Raw genomic sequence first — 14,862 nt, forward strand, 5'->3', positions numbered from 1 at the left:
GTTCAGGACGAGACCTGTTCCTTGAGCACGGACGCGGTGAGCGACAGGAGAAGGTAGATACCCGCGAAGATCAGAAACGCAAGCAATGTATTCTCGAAGGCCCGGGGATAAGAGGGATCCTGCGAGGCCACGGGTTTGACCGAGACAGTCAGATATCGCACCTGCTTGTTGGCCTCGATCTCGGATTGGCGCTTGGTCTCCAGCGCGGCCTGCAGCACCATGTCGGCGGTGGCCAGATCGGCCTGCGCCATCTGAATCTCGGCGGCTTGGCTGGCCAGCGAATCTGAGCTTTCCGTCGCGCGATTGAGCCGCGCGTTCTGCTTGTCGAGCTCGTTTTGCAGGATCGACATCTCACTGCGCAGCGCCGCCACCCGGGCCTGATTGGGCCGCGAATTGCTCAGCAGCGTCTGCAGCGCGATCTGCTTTTCCTGCAGCTGGATTTCGACATTGCCGATCAGCTGGCGGATATTGGCGACCTCGCCCTCGGGATCGAGGATCGAGTTCTCCTGCAGCTCCACAAGCCGCAACTGCGCCGCGCGGCGCTCGTCCTTGGCGTCCTGAAGGCTTTCCGCGGCGGTCTTCACCGCGTCCTGCCGCTTTTCCTGGCTCAGCTGGTCCACCCGCTCTTCCGCGTAATCGATCAGCTTTTCGGAGAAGATCCGGCTAGTTTCCGGATCGGCGGTCGACAGCTCCATCCGGATGACGCCCTCGGTCGGGTCGTAGCCCAGCTTCACGTATTTCTTGTAGACCTTATAGGCGGCCTCGTTCGTGGCGTCGGGATCAAGCCGCTGGATCGGGTCGATCCGGTCCTGGCTGAAATGGTCGCGAAACCCCACGTCCTTGTCGAGCCGCAGCATCGCGTCCTTGGATTGCAGGTAGGATTGCGTGGCGATCGAATCCTGCCCCGTGGCGAACTGGCTGGGAATGAGCCCGCCCAGACCGCCGCCGCCCCCGCCCCCGCCATCGGCGGTCAGGATCAGGAATTCCGACTTGGTTGCGTACATCGGCGTCGCCACGGCGTAAAAGTAGTAGCCCGCCACAAGCGTCGGCAAAAAGACAAACGCCGCCAGCCGTGAAATCAGCAGGAAGATCTTGCGCCGGCGGCGCGCGGCGATGTCGCGCTGGATGGCCTGGATTTCGCGCGCGCGGCGGTCGGCCGGGCTCATCTCGGTCGCGGGCAGGGCGACCCGGCTGACCGGCACCGTTTGCGGTAACTGCACCTTGTCCTGGGCGTCCTCGTCGGTCATGCCCGCGCCCTGGCTTTTGCCCGAGGACACCAGTTCGACGATGTTCGAGCGCTGGAACGGGTCGATGCCGCGCGCCCGCAACAGACGCATGGCGTCAAAATCCGAGGTCGGCGCCAGCCCGTGTTTCTGCGCCATGCGCCGCGCCATGCGAAGCTGCCGCCCGGTCAATCCCTCGCGGCGGATGCCGTCGATATCCTGCGAGGCGGTCATTTCGCGGGCCGAGCTGACCTCGCCGTCGCGCGGCGTCTCGCGGGGCGTGTCCTGCGCGCCGTCCGATCCGGCCTGCGCCGCGGCGTCGGTGCGGTGCATCTGCGGCGTCTCCGTTTCCGTGCCGGGACGTGCGGTTTCTGCGCCCGGTGCCGTGCTTGTCGGGCTCGTGCGGCGGATGCGGAATTTTCTAGCCTTGGGTTTCGTAGTCATAAAGCTCTCTCGCCTCTTCCAAGGTGTCGAACATATACAATTGGCCGTTCATCAGAACGGCCGCCTCGCGCACAAATTTTTCCAGCACCTGCGCCTGATGAGAGACGATGATCACCGTCGTCGTGCGCAACCGCTCTTTCAGGATATCGCCGGCCCGGCGGTTGAACTCCACGTCGGTCGAATTCGGCATGCCCTCGTCGATGAGATACATATCGAAATCAAGCGCCAGCATCAGCGAAAAGGTAAAGCGTGACCGCATGCCCGAGGAGTAGGTGCCGAGCGGCTGGTCGAAATATTCCCCCAGATTGCACACATAGCGGCAATAGGCCTCGACGTAGTCCGGGTCGAGCCCGTAAAGCCGCGCGATGTATCGGGCGTTTTCCTTGGCCGAGATCCGCGGCACCACGCCCCCCATGAAGCCCAGGGGAAAGCTGATGCGGCAGCCGCGCCGGATCTCGCCCTCGTCGGGTTTCTCCAGCCCTGCCATCATCTTGATCAGCGTCGTCTTGCCGGTGCCGTTGGGGGCGAGAATGCCAAGTGAGCGACCCAGTTCGACGCGAAACGACACCCGATCAAGAATGACCTTGCGCTGCGTTCCGGTCCAGAACGACTTGCTCACATTGTCGAACTCGAGCATCGAAAAGGCTCCAGGGCTGCTCTGTTCTACCCTCTTTAGCGGGGCATCTTTAAGACTGTATTAGCCGTGTTTCCCGGCATTATCCTCAATTCCCCGATCTTGTCACAGTAAAACAGGGCGATTTTATGCCCCTTTTCAATAAATTTCCGAAAATCCCGGACATTGACGTGCCCGCGTCGCGCCAATCCAGCCGGTCCCGGTTCAGGCGACGGCCTGCCAGACCAGACCGGCCAGCACCGCCCCGGCGAAGCCGAAGGCGAAATAGGCGGCGAAGATGCGCGGCTTCACCAGCGCCCAGACCGCGACCGCAGCGGGAATGCAGCTGACCCCGCCCGCGATGACAAAGCTCATCGCGGCGCCCTGGCTCATGCCCTGCGCCAACAGCGCGTCGATCAGCGGGACTGCGGCATAGCCGTTGAGATAGGCCGGCGCGCCCACCAGCGCACCAAGCAGGATCGTCCCGATCCCTTGCCCCCCAAGCACGGCGCCCACAGCCTCTGCCGGCACATAGTGCAGCATCAGCGCCTCGATGAGATAGGCCAGCGCAAGCCATTTGAGCAGGAAATGCCCGTTCTGCAGGCTGGTCGCGCGGAACGTGCTCAGCCTGTCCGCGTCCTGCCAGAAGCGCCAGACCGGCTTGCCCTCGAAGGGGCGCTTGGCGCTGCAACAGCCGCCACAGCCCTGCGGCGCGGTGCGCAGCGGATCCGCGAAAAGCGGACCGCGCGCGAAAAGCATGGTGATGCTCCCGCCCAGAATGCCGATCGACACTGCGGCGACGGCCTTGGCGATGGCGAAATCCCAGCCCAGCGTGCCCGAGGTGATGGCGAACATGGCCGGGTCCATCAACGGCGAAGCCAGCCAGAACGCCATGACCGCGCCCAGCGGTGCCCCGATCGCCAGCATCGCGGCGATGAAGGGGATCACCTCGCAACTGCAAAAGGGCGACAGCCCGCCCAGCAGGGCTGCCACGACGATCATCCGGCCCTGCGGTCCCTCAAAGGCCCTCGCCAGCAGGGATTCCGCCCCGGTCGCCTTGAGATAGGCCACCGCCAGAACGGCGAAGAGGATGAAGGGGGCGGTGTGCCACAACGCCTCGGCAGTGAAACGCAACATCGGCCAGACCTGCCCGGGGTCGAACAGCGCCAGAATAACGAGGATCGCCGCGAAGGCCGCCCACGCCTTGTCGAGGCGCCGCCACAGCTCGCGGGATTGCGGGATCGGGATCTCAACCATGGTCATGGCCCTCGTGCGGGGTGGAGGCGTCGGCGCAGCATTCGCGCAGCAGAAACTGCGACAGCGCCTGCAATTCGTCAAAGGCGACGGCGGCACACAGGATGCTGCGCCCCTGCCTTTGCTGCCGTACAAGACCGGCCTGCGACAGGATCTTCATGTGATGCGTCAGCGTAGAGCCGGTCACCCCGGCGCGTGCGCCAAGCTCTCCGATCCGCAGCCCTTCGGGCCCGGCACGCACCAGCGTGCGCAGCACCTCGAGGCGCTGTTCGCTGCCAAGCGCGGCGAATGTCGAAGCGGCCTGTTCGAGGCTCAGGCTGGGGTTGGTAATATTTTTCATATTTCTATAATTCTAGAAATATAGCCGAGTCGCAAGTATAATTTCGAAAGATCTCGAAATATCATGGATCGGGATCTTCGGCAGCCCTTTCATCTCTTCCGGCGCTGGGGTAAGGACGCGCCGTCGAAACCTTTACGGAAGGATTCCTTGAGATGGGGTACAAAGTTGTCATCGCCGGCGCCACGGGCAATGTGGGCCGCGAAATGCTGAACATCCTGGCCGAACGCCAGTTCCCGGTCGACGAGATCGCGGTGCTCGCCAGCCGCCGGTCGCTGGGCACCGAGGTCAGCTTTGGCGACAAGACCCTCAAGACCAAGGATCTCGACGCGTTCGATTTCACTGGCTGGGATATCGCGCTTTTCGCCATCGGCTCTGACGCGACGAAGAAATACGCACCCATCGCGGCCAAGGCGGGCTGTATCGTGATCGATAACTCCTCGCTCTATCGCTACGATTCCGAAGTTCCGCTGGTGGTTCCGGAAGTGAACCCCGAGGCGGTCGACGGCTATTCTAAGAAAAACATCATCGCCAACCCCAACTGCTCGACCGCGCAGATGGTCGTGGCGCTGAAACCGCTGCATGACCGCGCGAAGATCAAGCGCGTCGTCGTCTCGACCTACCAATCGGTGTCGGGCGCGGGCAAGGAAGGCATGGACGAGCTCTGGGAGCAGACCAAGTCGGTCTACAACCCCACCTCCGACGTGCCGCCGAAGAAATTCCAGAAAGAGATCGCCTTCAACGTGATCCCGCATATCGACGTCTTCATGGAAGACGGCTCCACCAAGGAAGAGTGGAAGATGGTGGCGGAGACCAAGAAGATCGTGGATCCCAAGATCAAGCTGACCGCGACCTGCGTGCGCGTGCCGGTCTTCGTGGGGCACGCCGAGGCGATCAATATCGAGTTCGAGGAGTTCCTCGACGAGGACGAGGCGCGCGATATCCTGCGCGAAGCGCCGGGTCTGATGGTGGTCGACAAGCGCGAGGACGGCGGATACGTCACGCCCAAGGAATGCGTTGGCGATTACGCCACCTTCATCAGCCGGATCCGCCAGGATGCCACCATCGAGAACGGCCTCAACCTCTGGTGCGTCAGCGACAATTTGCGCAAGGGTGCCGCGCTTAACGCGGTGCAGATCGCCGAAACACTTGGCAATCGCGTGCTCAAAAAAGGCTGATCCCGCCGCTTTTGACGCGACCAGTCGCATCGGTCTTTCAGGTTCGCGCCGTCCAATCCATTGGGCGGCGCGTTTTTCTGGGCGGCGCGTGACGGGCGATGCGCGGGTCACGACGTTTTCAACCTGCGCGGCAATGCCGGGCTTGGCGTTCCGCGCCCGATCCCGCATCATTCCCGGACCGCTGCAGGAGACATGCCCATGCGATCCCTCGCCCTCATTCTTTTCGCCATGCCGTTCGCGGCGCTGGCCGACGACATCCCTCTGACAAGTCAGGTCACCGCCGTCACGCTCTTTCCGCAGGGCGCTACGGTCACCCGCAATGTTCCCTTCGACATGCCTGCGGGGCAGCATCGGCTTATCCTGCGCGATCTGCCCCGGTCCACCCCGCTGGAACAGGTCCGGGTCGAGGTTACCGGCGCGACGCTTGGCGGCGTGACGGCCCGGCGCGATGACGTGCCGCCGCGCGACGCGCCCGAACGCCCGGATATCGCCGAGGCCCGCGACGAGCTTGAGCGGCATGAGGTGGCCCTGCGCGAGGCGCAGGGCGCGGTAGAGGCGATCCGGCTTGAGGCCGAGGCCGCGCAGGCGCGCGTGCGCTTTCTTGATCGGCTCGGCGACAACGACGGCGCCGCGCAGATGGATGTCGGCGCGCTCAGGGCGTTGACCGAGATGATCGGGGACGAGACGCTTCAGGCGCTGCAACAGGCACAGGCGGCAACACGCCGCGCCGAAGAGTCCAGTCGCGATCTGGCACCCTTGATAGAGGCCCGCGACAGCGCCGAACAGGCGTTGAACGCTCTTCTGACCGAGGAACAGACGCGCGCCTCGCTGGCGGTCGAGGTGACGTCGGACACCGCCGCGCAAGGCACGCTGACAATTACTTATGTGACGCCTGCCGCCTCGTGGACGCCAGTTTACGATCTGCGTCTGGTCCGGGATACCGGCGCGCTGACGGTCGCGCGCGGGGCGTTCGTCGCGCAATCCACCGGCGAAGACTGGCGTGATGTCGCCGTCACGCTGTCGACCGTGCGTCCCGCGGGACAGATGGCGCCAAGCGTGCTGTCTCCGCGTGGCCTGCGCATCTACGAGGAAGACAAGATGCCCCGGCCTCTGACCCTGCAACGCCGTTCGGGCCTGGAAATGGCCGATGCGGCAGCCGCGGCGCCGATGGCGGAAGAGGTCCGCGTGACCACCGCCGCCGCCGCGTTCGATGGGATCGCCGTCACCTATACGTACCCCGCCGCCGTCACCATCGCCACCGGCGCCGACCGGGTTCGCCTCGCGCTCGGCACGCTCGATCTCGCGACCGATCTGCGCGCCCGGGCGGTGCCCTTTTACGATGATACCGCCTATCTCGTGGCCGAGATCACAAACGACACGGGCGAGCTGATCCTGCCCAGCGACGAGGCAAGCTTTTATCTCGACGGGCGCTATATCGGGCAACGGTATCTAGACCTAATCCCGTCGGGCGCCACGGCGGCGCTGTCCTTTGGGCCTGTCGACGGGCTGCAGGTGACGCGCGTGGTGCTCGACCGTTCGGGCGGCGACCGTGGCGTGATCAGCCGCTCCAACGCGCTGGAAGAGACCGTGCGCATCACGGTCGAGAACCTGACCCAGAGCACCTGGCCCCTCGTAGTGATCGACCGCGTGCCCTTCACCGAGCAGGAAGATCTGGAGATCGACTGGCGCGCCACGCCCGCCCCGGCAGAGCAGAATATCGATGATCAGCGCGGAATCCTGGCCTGGCGGTTCGATCTCGCCCCCGGCGCCACGCAGGAGATCCGCCTGTCCAAGACGATCACCTGGCCGGACGGCTGGGTGCTGCAGTAAGGAGGGTCAGAAGCGTTCGGCGCGCAGCACTTCGCAATCGGTCACGCACACGACGCCGATATGGCGTTCGACGACGGCGAAAGCCGCCTCGAGCAGGGTATCGAGCCGATCGGGCCTGATGATGCAGACAACCTGCACCATGCCTTCGGCGCGGCTGATCTGACCCGACCGGGACCATTCCCCGGACCGGCCCGATCCGGCCCGGACCGGCAGCACGGTATAGCCCGTCACGCCCGCGCCGCGCAGGGTGCGCGTCAGCCGGGTCTGCATGACCTGCTCGATGGTGATTTCGACGCGCTTGGCCTTGTGGGTTTGCATGTCAGCCTCCTGTCACGGTTTGCGCCGCCGCCAGATAGATCGGAATGCCCAGCGTCAGGTTGAAGGGGAACGTCACGCCAAGCGAAAGGGTCAGGTAGATCGACGGGTTCGCCTCGGGCAAGGCCACGCGCATGGCGGCGGGTACGGCGATATAGCTCGCCGAGGCCGATAGCGTCATCAGCAGGACGGCGCCGCCCGTGGACAGGCCCAGCAACAGCGCGGTCAACAGTCCCGCCGTGGCACCCAGAAGTGGCATCAACAGCCCGAAGGCCACCGCACCAATCCCCAGCGCGCCGCGCCCCTTTTGCATGCCGCGCCCCGCCACCAGCCCCATATCCAGAAGAAAGAGGCACAGCACGCCTTTGAAGGGCGCGACGATGAAGCTGCTGATCTCTTCCAGGCCTTCGGGTCCGGTTATGAACCCGATCAGAAACGCGCCCACCAGAAGCACGATCGACCCGTTGAGCAGGATTTCGCGCCACAGCCCCGAATCCATCCGCGCGTTCTTTTCCCCGCGCGATACCAGCCACAGCGCCGACAGGATCGCGGGCGCCTCCATCGCCGCGGCGACGGCCACCATGTAGCCCTCTGCGGCGATCCCGCTGCTTTCCAGCACGGATGTGGCCGCGACGAAAGTCACGATCGAGATCGAGCCGTAATGCCCGGCCACCGCGGCGGCGTTGAGCCGGTCCATCGGCGACATCATCCGCAACAGCATGAAGGCCAGCAGCGGCAACAGCGCCGAGAGCGCGACGCCCCCCAGAAGCGACAGGCCCAGCTTCAGGTCGATGCCGTGATCGGCCACGCTCACCCCGCCCTTGAAGCCGATGGCGAACAGCAGATAGATCGACAGCGCCTTGGCCGCCGCCTCGGGCACCGACAGGTCCGAACGCGCCAGCGCGGCGGCAAGTCCGAGCGCGAACGACAGCACGATAGGCGAAATCAGGTTGTCAGCGGCCAGCGCCAGGATGTCTGTCATGGTCGTTCTTACCTCGGAACCGCGCGCAAAGGCGGAAAAAACTCGGCCTCAGACCGGGACGAACGTGTCTGTTTCGGCATTGTAATGCTCGATGACGCCTTCGCCGATATCGTGCCAAAGCCCGTGCACGGTCAGATTGCCATCGGCGATGGCGTCCTTGACGAAGGGAAACGACATCAGGTTTTCGAGGCTCACCACCACGGCCTGACGTTCCAGCGCGGTGACGCGCGCCTCCTTGTCCTTGATATCCTTCACCCGCTCATAGCCGGGGCGCAGGATATCCATCCAGCGGCCCACGAAGCTCGTCTTGTCCTCAAGTTGGGGCGCGTCGCCCGAACACATCTCCTCGCATCCCCGCACGCCACCGCAATTGGAATGCCCGAGGATCAGCACATGCGCCACCTTCAGGGCGGTCACCGCGTATTCGACCGCCGCCGAGGTGCCGTGCTGCTGCCCGTCGGGATTGAAAGGCGGCACGAGGTTGGCGATGTTGCGATGCAAGAAGAACTCGCCCTGGTCGGCGCCGAAGATGGCGGTGACATGCACGCGGCTGTCACAGCAGCAGATGATCATCGCGCGCGGATGCTGCCCTTCCTGTGCCAGGTGCCGGTACCACGCCTGGTTGTCCTTGTAGCTCGTCGCCTTCCAGCCCCGATAGCGCTGGACGAGATAGCTGGGAAGCGGGCGCACCCTTTTCATCGGAAAGCCTCGTATGACATTCGTGTCGCGCAAGCGTGATAGTCGGAATTCTCCGAGAATTCGAGACAGAAAATCAAATCCGCGCAACCGATTGGAAAGGACGGGGGGCAATAGTGCGTCAGAGCCGCATGGTGGGCGCATCGAAGTGGGTGAGAGAGTGGAACGTATAACGCTTTTGAAACAGACCGAGGCTGTGAAGCTGGATTCCGCCCGGCTGGAACAGCTTTATCTGCAGTTGGGCACCGCCGGGGCCGAGGACGTGGTGTGCCGCGCGCTCGAGGATCTGGCCGCGCGCCTGTCGCATACTGAACGCTGCTACCGCGAGGGGCGTTTGTCGGATTTGCGCAAAAGCGCGCGCAGCCTCATCGCGATCGCCGAGCAGGTCGGCATGGCGGCCGTGGCGCATGTTGCGCGCGACGTGACCCGCTGCATCGACGATCACGACCGGGTGGCGCTTGCCGCGACGCTGTCGCGGCTTCTGCGGATCGGGGAACAGTCGCTGGAAGAGATCTGGGATCTGCAGGATTATTCGCTCTAGGGCCGGTCTGAACGCTTGCAGGTGACGCTGGGCAAGGTACGCTGCCGGCGACACAGAACACAAGCCGGAGATCCCGATGCCCCCCGTATTCGCGCCCGCCGAAACACAGGCCGTGCCGCTGCATATAGTCGAGCAATCCGCCTGCGAGGCCTGGCTCGACTCGCAGGACGCTGCGGTCGCGCGCTGGGTGCGCGGCACTGGCTTCACGGGTGCGCTGGGGCAGGTGACACTGGTACCGGACGACACCTGCGGCATCGCCATGGCGGTGGCGGGCTATGGCACAGGTGAGACCCGTGCGCGCGGGCGCTTTCACGTGGCTGGTGCGGCCGCGCAATTGCCAGAGGGCGACTGGCGGATCGAGGGCCTGACCGGCACGGATCTCGCCATCGAGGCGCTGGGCTGGCTTTTCGCGGGCTACTGCTTTGACCGCTACAAGGATCAGAAACCGCTCAAGGCCCGGCTGGTCGCTCCCGCCGGTGTCGATGCCGCGCGGCTCGAGGCGCTGGCCGCCGGAGAGGCGCTGACCCGCGATCTGATCAACACGCCTGCCTCCGACATGGGCCCGGTAGAGCTTGAGGCCGCCTGCTCCAGCCTCGCCGAGACCTGTGGCGCGCAGATCGAGGTCATCCGAGGTGAGGCGCTGCTCGACCGGAATTTCCCGATGATCCACACCGTGGGTCGCGCCGCCGCGCAGGCCCCGCGCCTCATTGACATGCGCTGGGGCGACGAGGGGCCCAACCTTACGCTGGTGGGCAAGGGGGTCTGCTTCGATACCGGCGGTCTCAACCTCAAGCTAGGGGCGAGCATGGGGCTGATGAAAAAGGACATGGGCGGCGCGGCGACTGTTCTGGGCCTTGCGCGGATGATCATGACGCTGGGCCTGAAGGTCCGGCTGCGCGTTCTGATCCCCGCCGTGGAAAACGCCGTGTCCGGCAACGCCTTTCGCCCTGGCGATATCCTGACGGCGCGCAATGGCAAGACCGTCGAAATCAACAACACCGACGCCGAAGGGCGCCTCGTGCTGGCCGACGCGCTGGCCTACGGGGCCGAGGATACGCCCGATCTCATGGTCTCGATGGCCACCCTCACCGGGGCCGCGCGTGTCGCGGTGGGGGCCGATATCGCGCCCTATTTCACCGATGACGCGGCCCTTGCCGCCGCGCTCGACGCAGGCGGCGCGGCAATGGCCGATCCGGTCTGGCGTCTGCCCTTCCACACCGCCTACGAGACGCTGATCGAACCGGGCATCGCCGATCTGGACAACGCGCCCAAGGGTGGCTTTGCGGGGGCGATCACCGCCGCGCTCTTCCTGCGCCGCTTCGTCGGCCAGACACGCTATGCGCATTTCGACATTTACGCCTGGAGCACCGGCAACGGCCCCGCCCGCGCCAAGGGCGGTTTCGGCATGGGTGCGCGCGCCCTTTTGGACGCGCTTCCCAAGGTGCTTGACCTGTGACCGACCCGCGCCGCCTGCATGCCAACGGTCGCGTGGCGCACGCGTCGCTGATCGGCCGGGTCGATGCGGCGCTCTTTGTCGAGGGCGAGGACCGGCAGGTGGTCGTGCCGGTCACGACGCTCTGGAACAAGCCCGCTGGCCGTCGGGAACGTGAATTGCTGCTGGGTGACGGCTTTTGCCTCTTGGAAGAGCGGGACGGCCATGTCTTTGGCTACGCCCTGCGCGACAACCACGCGGGATATATCGAATCCGCCCATCTTGCCGCGCCGGCCCGTCCCGTCACCCATGTGGTCCACGCCCGGCTCACCCACGCGCTGCCCGCCCCGGATTTCAAGACCCAAGGCGCGCATCTGCCGCTCAGCCTGGGGTCCCGCGTCACGGTCACCGGGAAGACGGGCAAATGGGCCGAGGTTTTGATCGCGGGTGATACGCTCTACCTGCCGGCCTGTCACCTCAGACCGGAAGACACGTCCGAGACCGACCCCGTTGCGGTGGCCGAGCGTCTGATCGGCACGCCCTATGTCTGGGGCGGCAACTCGGCGATGGGCATCGATTGTTCCGGCCTCGTCACCGCCGCCTGTCTTGCATGCGGCGTCCCGTGTCCCGGCGACAGCGACCTGCAAGAGGAAGAACTTGGCCATGCCTTGCCGATGGACGCGCCCCTGCAGCGGGGCGATCTTCTCTTCTGGAAGGGCCATGTTGCGTGGGTCGCCGACCCTGACACATTAATCCATGCAAATGCATATCACATGGCCGTGGCCTACGAGCCTTTGCAGAACGCCATAGCCCGGATCAAGGCGCAAGGCGATGGCCTCGTCACCGCCCGCAAAAGACTGGAGTTCCGCCAATGACCGACAGTTTCTTTCACCCTGTTTCGGGCTTCGACCTGCCGCGCTTCGCGGGCGTACCGACCTTCATGCGCCTGCCGCTGGTCACGCCCGAGCATCCCCGCTTCGCCGAGGTTGACGTGGGCCTGATAGGCGTGCCGTGGGATTCGGGAACCACCAACCGCCCCGGCCCGCGCCACGGCCCGCGCCAGTTGCGCGATGCGTCTACCATGATCCGCGCGCAGCACGCGACCAGCGGCATGCGCCCCTTCGAAGCGCTCAACTGCGCCGATCTGGGCGATGTGGGCCCGAACCCGGCGGATATTCCCGACAGCATGGCGCGTATCACCGCCTTCTACGATGGCGTGAAGGCGGCGGGCATCCGGCCCCTGACGGCGGGGGGCGATCACCTCACTTCGCTGCCGGTGCTGCGCGCGTTGGCCAAGGACGCGCCCCTTGGCATGGTGCATTTCGACAGCCATACGGATCTCTTTCACAGTTACTTCAACGGCACGATGTATACCCACGGCACCCCCTTCCGCCGCGCGGTGGAGGAGGGGCTTCTCGACCCAAAGCGCGTCGTGCAGATCGGCATTCGCGGCACGATGTACGACGCGGAAGATCGCGATTTCGCCGCCGCCAACGGCATCCGCCTGATCCTGATCGAAGAGTTTCACGCCCGTGGGCCCGAGGATGTCATGGCCGAGGCGCGCGAGATCGTGGGCACGCAGCCCATCTATGTCAGCTATGACATCGACTTCGTCGATCCCACCTTCGCGCCGGGCACCGGCACGCCCGAGGTGGGTGGACCGACCTCCTACCAGGCGCTGCAGGTTTGCAGGGAATTGAGCGGTCTCAATATCGTGGGCGCCGATATGGTCGAGGTCTCGCCACCCTTTGATCCCTCCGGCGGAACCGCCTTTCTGGGTGTCTCGATCCTCTTCGAGATCCTTTGCATCATGGCGGAGAAAGGCCAGTGACCGACGCGGCACCCGACGCGCCCAACGCCGATCAGGCCGAGTTCTGGTCCGGCACGACCGGGCAGGCCTGGGTCGCGCGGCAGGCGCAGTTCGACGCGATGATGACGCCCGTGCTTGACCTGCTGATGGATCACGCGCAGCCCGCACCGGGCGAGGCCGTGCTCGATATCGGCTGCGGCACCGGTGCCAGCCTTCTGCGCGTGGCCACGGCGGTGGGGCCGGACGGCCATGTCACCGGCGTCGACATCTCGCCGCCGATGCTGGATCTCGCCCGCCGACGCGTGGCGCAGGCGGGGCTGGACCATATCGAGACCTATCTGGCCGACGCCCAGACACACGCGTTCACGCCGCGCTTCCACGCAGCGCTATCGCGGTTCGGGGTGATGTTTTTCGACGATCCCGTCGCGGCCTTCGCCAATATCCGCACCGCGATGCGCCCCGGCGGGCGGCTCACCTTCGTCAGCTGGGCCGGCATGCCCGACAATCCGTGGTTCCGCTTTCCCTCCAAGGTGGCACAGGCGCGGCTTGGCTCCGTGCCGCGCCCCGACCCGCGCGCGCCGGGTCCGATGGCCTTTTCCGAACAGGATTACGTTCTGGATATCCTCCAAAGCGCCGGATGGGACCGCCCGCGCGCCGAAATCGCCACGCTCGATCTCACGCCCCCCGGCACTGTCGCCGAGGTGGCCGAGTTCATGGGCCGCGAAGGCCCCGCAAGCCGCGTTGTCGCCCATCACGAAGGGACCGAGGCGGATATCCAGGCCATCATCGCAGGCATCGCGACGCTCATCGAGGATTGCAAGACGCCCGAAGGCGTCCGCATTCCCGCGCGGCTCAATGTCTTCAGCGCTGCCGCAGCTGGTTGAGCAGCGTGCGCGACGGATACCCGTCGGGCTTCACGCCGATGCTCTGCTGAAATCCCATGATCGAGCGTTGGGTGTTCGGGCCGATGATCCCGTCGATCTTCTCCAGCGGATAGCCCTTGCGCTTCAGCCGGCGCTGGATTTCCTTGCGCTCGTCGAAGCTGACCGGCTCGTAGCCGCGCGGCCAGCTGGCCTGAATCGGCGGGCCGCCCCCGATCCGGTCGGCGAGATGCCCGACGCCGATCGCATAGGCGTCGGCGTTGTTGTAGCGTTTGATCACATCGAAATTGGCGAACACCATGAAAGAGGCGCCCGACGGTCCCGCCGGCTGCAGGATCCGCGCCGAGCCATAGTTGCGCACCGGCCGCCCGTCGACGCCCACGACGCCGCGCTGCGCCCAGTCCGACGGCATGCGCGAGCCGCCGGTGGACACCCCGCGCGGCACCCGCACCTCGACGCCCCAGGGCATGCCCCTGCGCCAGCCGAACCGCTTGAGATAGGCCGCCGTCGAGGCCAGCGCATCGGTGGGATCTTTCGACCAGATATCGCGTTTGCCGTCACCGGTGAAATCCACCGCGTAGGCCTCGTAAGAGGTGGGGATGAACTGCGTATGGCCCATCGCCCCGGCCCAAGAGCCAAGAAAGTTGCGCGGGGTCACATCGCCATTCTGTAGAATTTTCAGCGCCGCGATCAGCTGTTTTTCGAAAAACGGCCCGCGCCGCCCGTCGAAGGCCAGCGTGGACAGCGCCTCGATCACCGGGATGTCGCCCATCCGGGTGCCATATTTGCTTTCCAGCCCCCAGACGGCGGTCACAACCTCTTTTTCGACGCCGTAATACTGCTCGATCCGGTTGAGCGCGCGATTGTGCCGGCGCAGCGCGCGCTGGCCCATCTGCACCCGTTCTGGTGAGGCGGCGCTGTCGAGGTAATCCCAGATCTGGCGCTTGAACTCGGCCTGGTTGCGGTCCTTGTTGACGACCTCGGGGTTGTACCCGATCCCCTGAAAGGCCCGGTCATAAATCGCGCCGCTGATCCCGTTGGCGGCCGCCCGGCTGCGAAAGCCGCGCACCCAGCGGTCATAGGCGGGGTTCGACACCCGCGCCGGTGTGATCTTTTCAGGCGCGTCAACCGAAAGCCCTTCGGGCCGAAGTTGCGGGCGCAGCGACCGCGACGTCGCCGTCATCACCTCAAGCGGCGCGGTGACGGCGGCGGCGGGCCGGATCTTGGGTCGCAGCGACGTGTCGGGCGACACGGCCCCGGCCATGCCGGACACCGAAAGACTGCAAATGGCAAGGATGGTTGCGCGGATCATGAGTGCTCGGCCCC

15 protein-coding genes are annotated in these 14,862 nt (G+C 65.3%); 7 read left to right on the forward strand and 8 right to left on the reverse strand.

What is annotated here, in order from left to right; all coding sequences use genetic code 11:
• Positions 1–2: 2 nt before the first annotated feature.
• The 4 genes from EZV60_RS07845 to EZV60_RS07860 form a co-directional block, all read right to left on the reverse strand.
• Positions 3–1,667, reverse strand: a complete 1,665-nt coding sequence (locus EZV60_RS07845; RefSeq protein ID WP_135504052.1) for a KpsE/RkpR family capsule polysaccharide export protein — start codon at positions 1,665–1,667, stop codon at positions 3–5.
• Positions 1,645–2,304, reverse strand: a complete 660-nt coding sequence (locus EZV60_RS07850; protein WP_135504054.1) for an ABC transporter ATP-binding protein — start codon at positions 2,302–2,304, stop codon at positions 1,645–1,647. The genes EZV60_RS07845 and EZV60_RS07850 overlap by 23 nt, the downstream gene beginning before the upstream one ends.
• A 201-nt stretch (positions 2,305–2,505) precedes the next feature.
• Positions 2,506–3,537, reverse strand: coding sequence for a permease (locus tag EZV60_RS07855; RefSeq protein ID WP_135504686.1), 1,032 nt, complete (start codon positions 3,535–3,537; stop codon positions 2,506–2,508).
• Positions 3,530–3,874 (reverse strand): ArsR/SmtB family transcription factor, encoded by a 345-nt coding sequence (locus EZV60_RS07860; protein ID WP_135504057.1) that lies wholly within the window; start codon positions 3,872–3,874, stop codon positions 3,530–3,532. The genes EZV60_RS07855 and EZV60_RS07860 overlap by 8 nt, the downstream gene beginning before the upstream one ends.
• A 152-nt stretch (positions 3,875–4,026) precedes the next feature.
• On the opposite strand from EZV60_RS07860, the gene EZV60_RS07865 reads away from it, so the two are divergent.
• Both EZV60_RS07865 and EZV60_RS07870 read left to right on the forward strand, forming a co-directional pair.
• Entirely contained in the window at positions 4,027–5,049 is a 1,023-nt protein-coding gene (locus EZV60_RS07865) for an aspartate-semialdehyde dehydrogenase (RefSeq protein WP_135504059.1), read from the forward strand.
• A 198-nt stretch (positions 5,050–5,247) separates the two neighbouring features.
• On the forward strand, positions 5,248–6,879 hold the full coding sequence (locus tag EZV60_RS07870; RefSeq protein WP_135504061.1) for a DUF4139 domain-containing protein: 1,632 nt from the start codon (positions 5,248–5,250) through the stop codon (positions 6,877–6,879).
• A 6-nt stretch (positions 6,880–6,885) separates the two neighbouring features.
• Here EZV60_RS07870 and EZV60_RS07875 read toward each other — a convergent pair whose 3' ends face one another.
• The 3 genes from EZV60_RS07875 to EZV60_RS07885 are packed head-to-tail and all read right to left on the reverse strand — an operon-like array spanning position 6,886 to position 8,875.
• Positions 6,886–7,197: a P-II family nitrogen regulator gene (locus EZV60_RS07875; RefSeq protein WP_135504063.1), complete on the reverse strand. Its 312-nt coding sequence runs from the start codon at positions 7,195–7,197 to the stop codon at positions 6,886–6,888.
• Position 7,198: 1 nt separating this feature from the next.
• Positions 7,199–8,176, reverse strand: coding sequence for a sodium-dependent bicarbonate transport family permease (locus EZV60_RS07880; protein ID WP_135504065.1), 978 nt, complete (start codon positions 8,174–8,176; stop codon positions 7,199–7,201).
• A gap of 48 nt (positions 8,177–8,224) precedes the next feature.
• On the reverse strand, positions 8,225–8,875 hold the full coding sequence (locus tag EZV60_RS07885) for a carbonic anhydrase (RefSeq protein ID WP_135504068.1): 651 nt from the start codon (positions 8,873–8,875) through the stop codon (positions 8,225–8,227).
• 157 nt (positions 8,876–9,032) lie between these two features.
• Here EZV60_RS07885 and EZV60_RS07890 point away from each other — a divergent pair, with 157 nt between their 5' ends.
• The 5 genes from EZV60_RS07890 to EZV60_RS07910 all read left to right on the forward strand — a co-directional run bounded on the left by EZV60_RS07890 (position 9,033) and on the right by EZV60_RS07910 (position 13,539).
• Positions 9,033–9,413 (forward strand): hypothetical protein, encoded by a 381-nt coding sequence (locus EZV60_RS07890; RefSeq protein ID WP_135504070.1) that lies wholly within the window; start codon positions 9,033–9,035, stop codon positions 9,411–9,413.
• Between the two features lie 76 nt (positions 9,414–9,489).
• On the forward strand, positions 9,490–10,869 hold the full coding sequence (locus tag EZV60_RS07895; protein WP_135504073.1) for a leucyl aminopeptidase family protein: 1,380 nt from the start codon (positions 9,490–9,492) through the stop codon (positions 10,867–10,869).
• Positions 10,866–11,720, forward strand: coding sequence for a C40 family peptidase (locus EZV60_RS07900; protein WP_135504075.1), 855 nt, complete (start codon positions 10,866–10,868; stop codon positions 11,718–11,720). Before EZV60_RS07895 ends, EZV60_RS07900 begins: the two co-directional genes overlap by 4 nt.
• Positions 11,717–12,676, forward strand: coding sequence for an agmatinase (gene speB, locus EZV60_RS07905; protein WP_135504077.1), 960 nt, complete (start codon positions 11,717–11,719; stop codon positions 12,674–12,676). The genes EZV60_RS07900 and speB overlap by 4 nt, the downstream gene beginning before the upstream one ends.
• Positions 12,673–13,539, forward strand: coding sequence for a class I SAM-dependent methyltransferase (locus tag EZV60_RS07910; RefSeq protein ID WP_135504079.1), 867 nt, complete (start codon positions 12,673–12,675; stop codon positions 13,537–13,539). The genes speB and EZV60_RS07910 overlap by 4 nt, the downstream gene beginning before the upstream one ends.
• On the opposite strand, the gene EZV60_RS07915 is transcribed toward EZV60_RS07910, so the two are convergent.
• The gene (locus EZV60_RS07915) at positions 13,517–14,848 is read right to left on the reverse strand and encodes a lytic murein transglycosylase (RefSeq protein ID WP_135504081.1); all 1,332 of its coding nucleotides are present in this window, start codon (positions 14,846–14,848) and stop codon (positions 13,517–13,519) included. The genes EZV60_RS07910 and EZV60_RS07915 overlap by 23 nt on opposite strands.
• Positions 14,849–14,862 lie beyond the last annotated feature (14 nt).

This window comes from Roseovarius aestuariivivens (assembly GCF_004761875.1).
Lineage (GTDB): Bacteria > Pseudomonadota > Alphaproteobacteria > Rhodobacterales > Rhodobacteraceae > Roseovarius > Roseovarius aestuariivivens.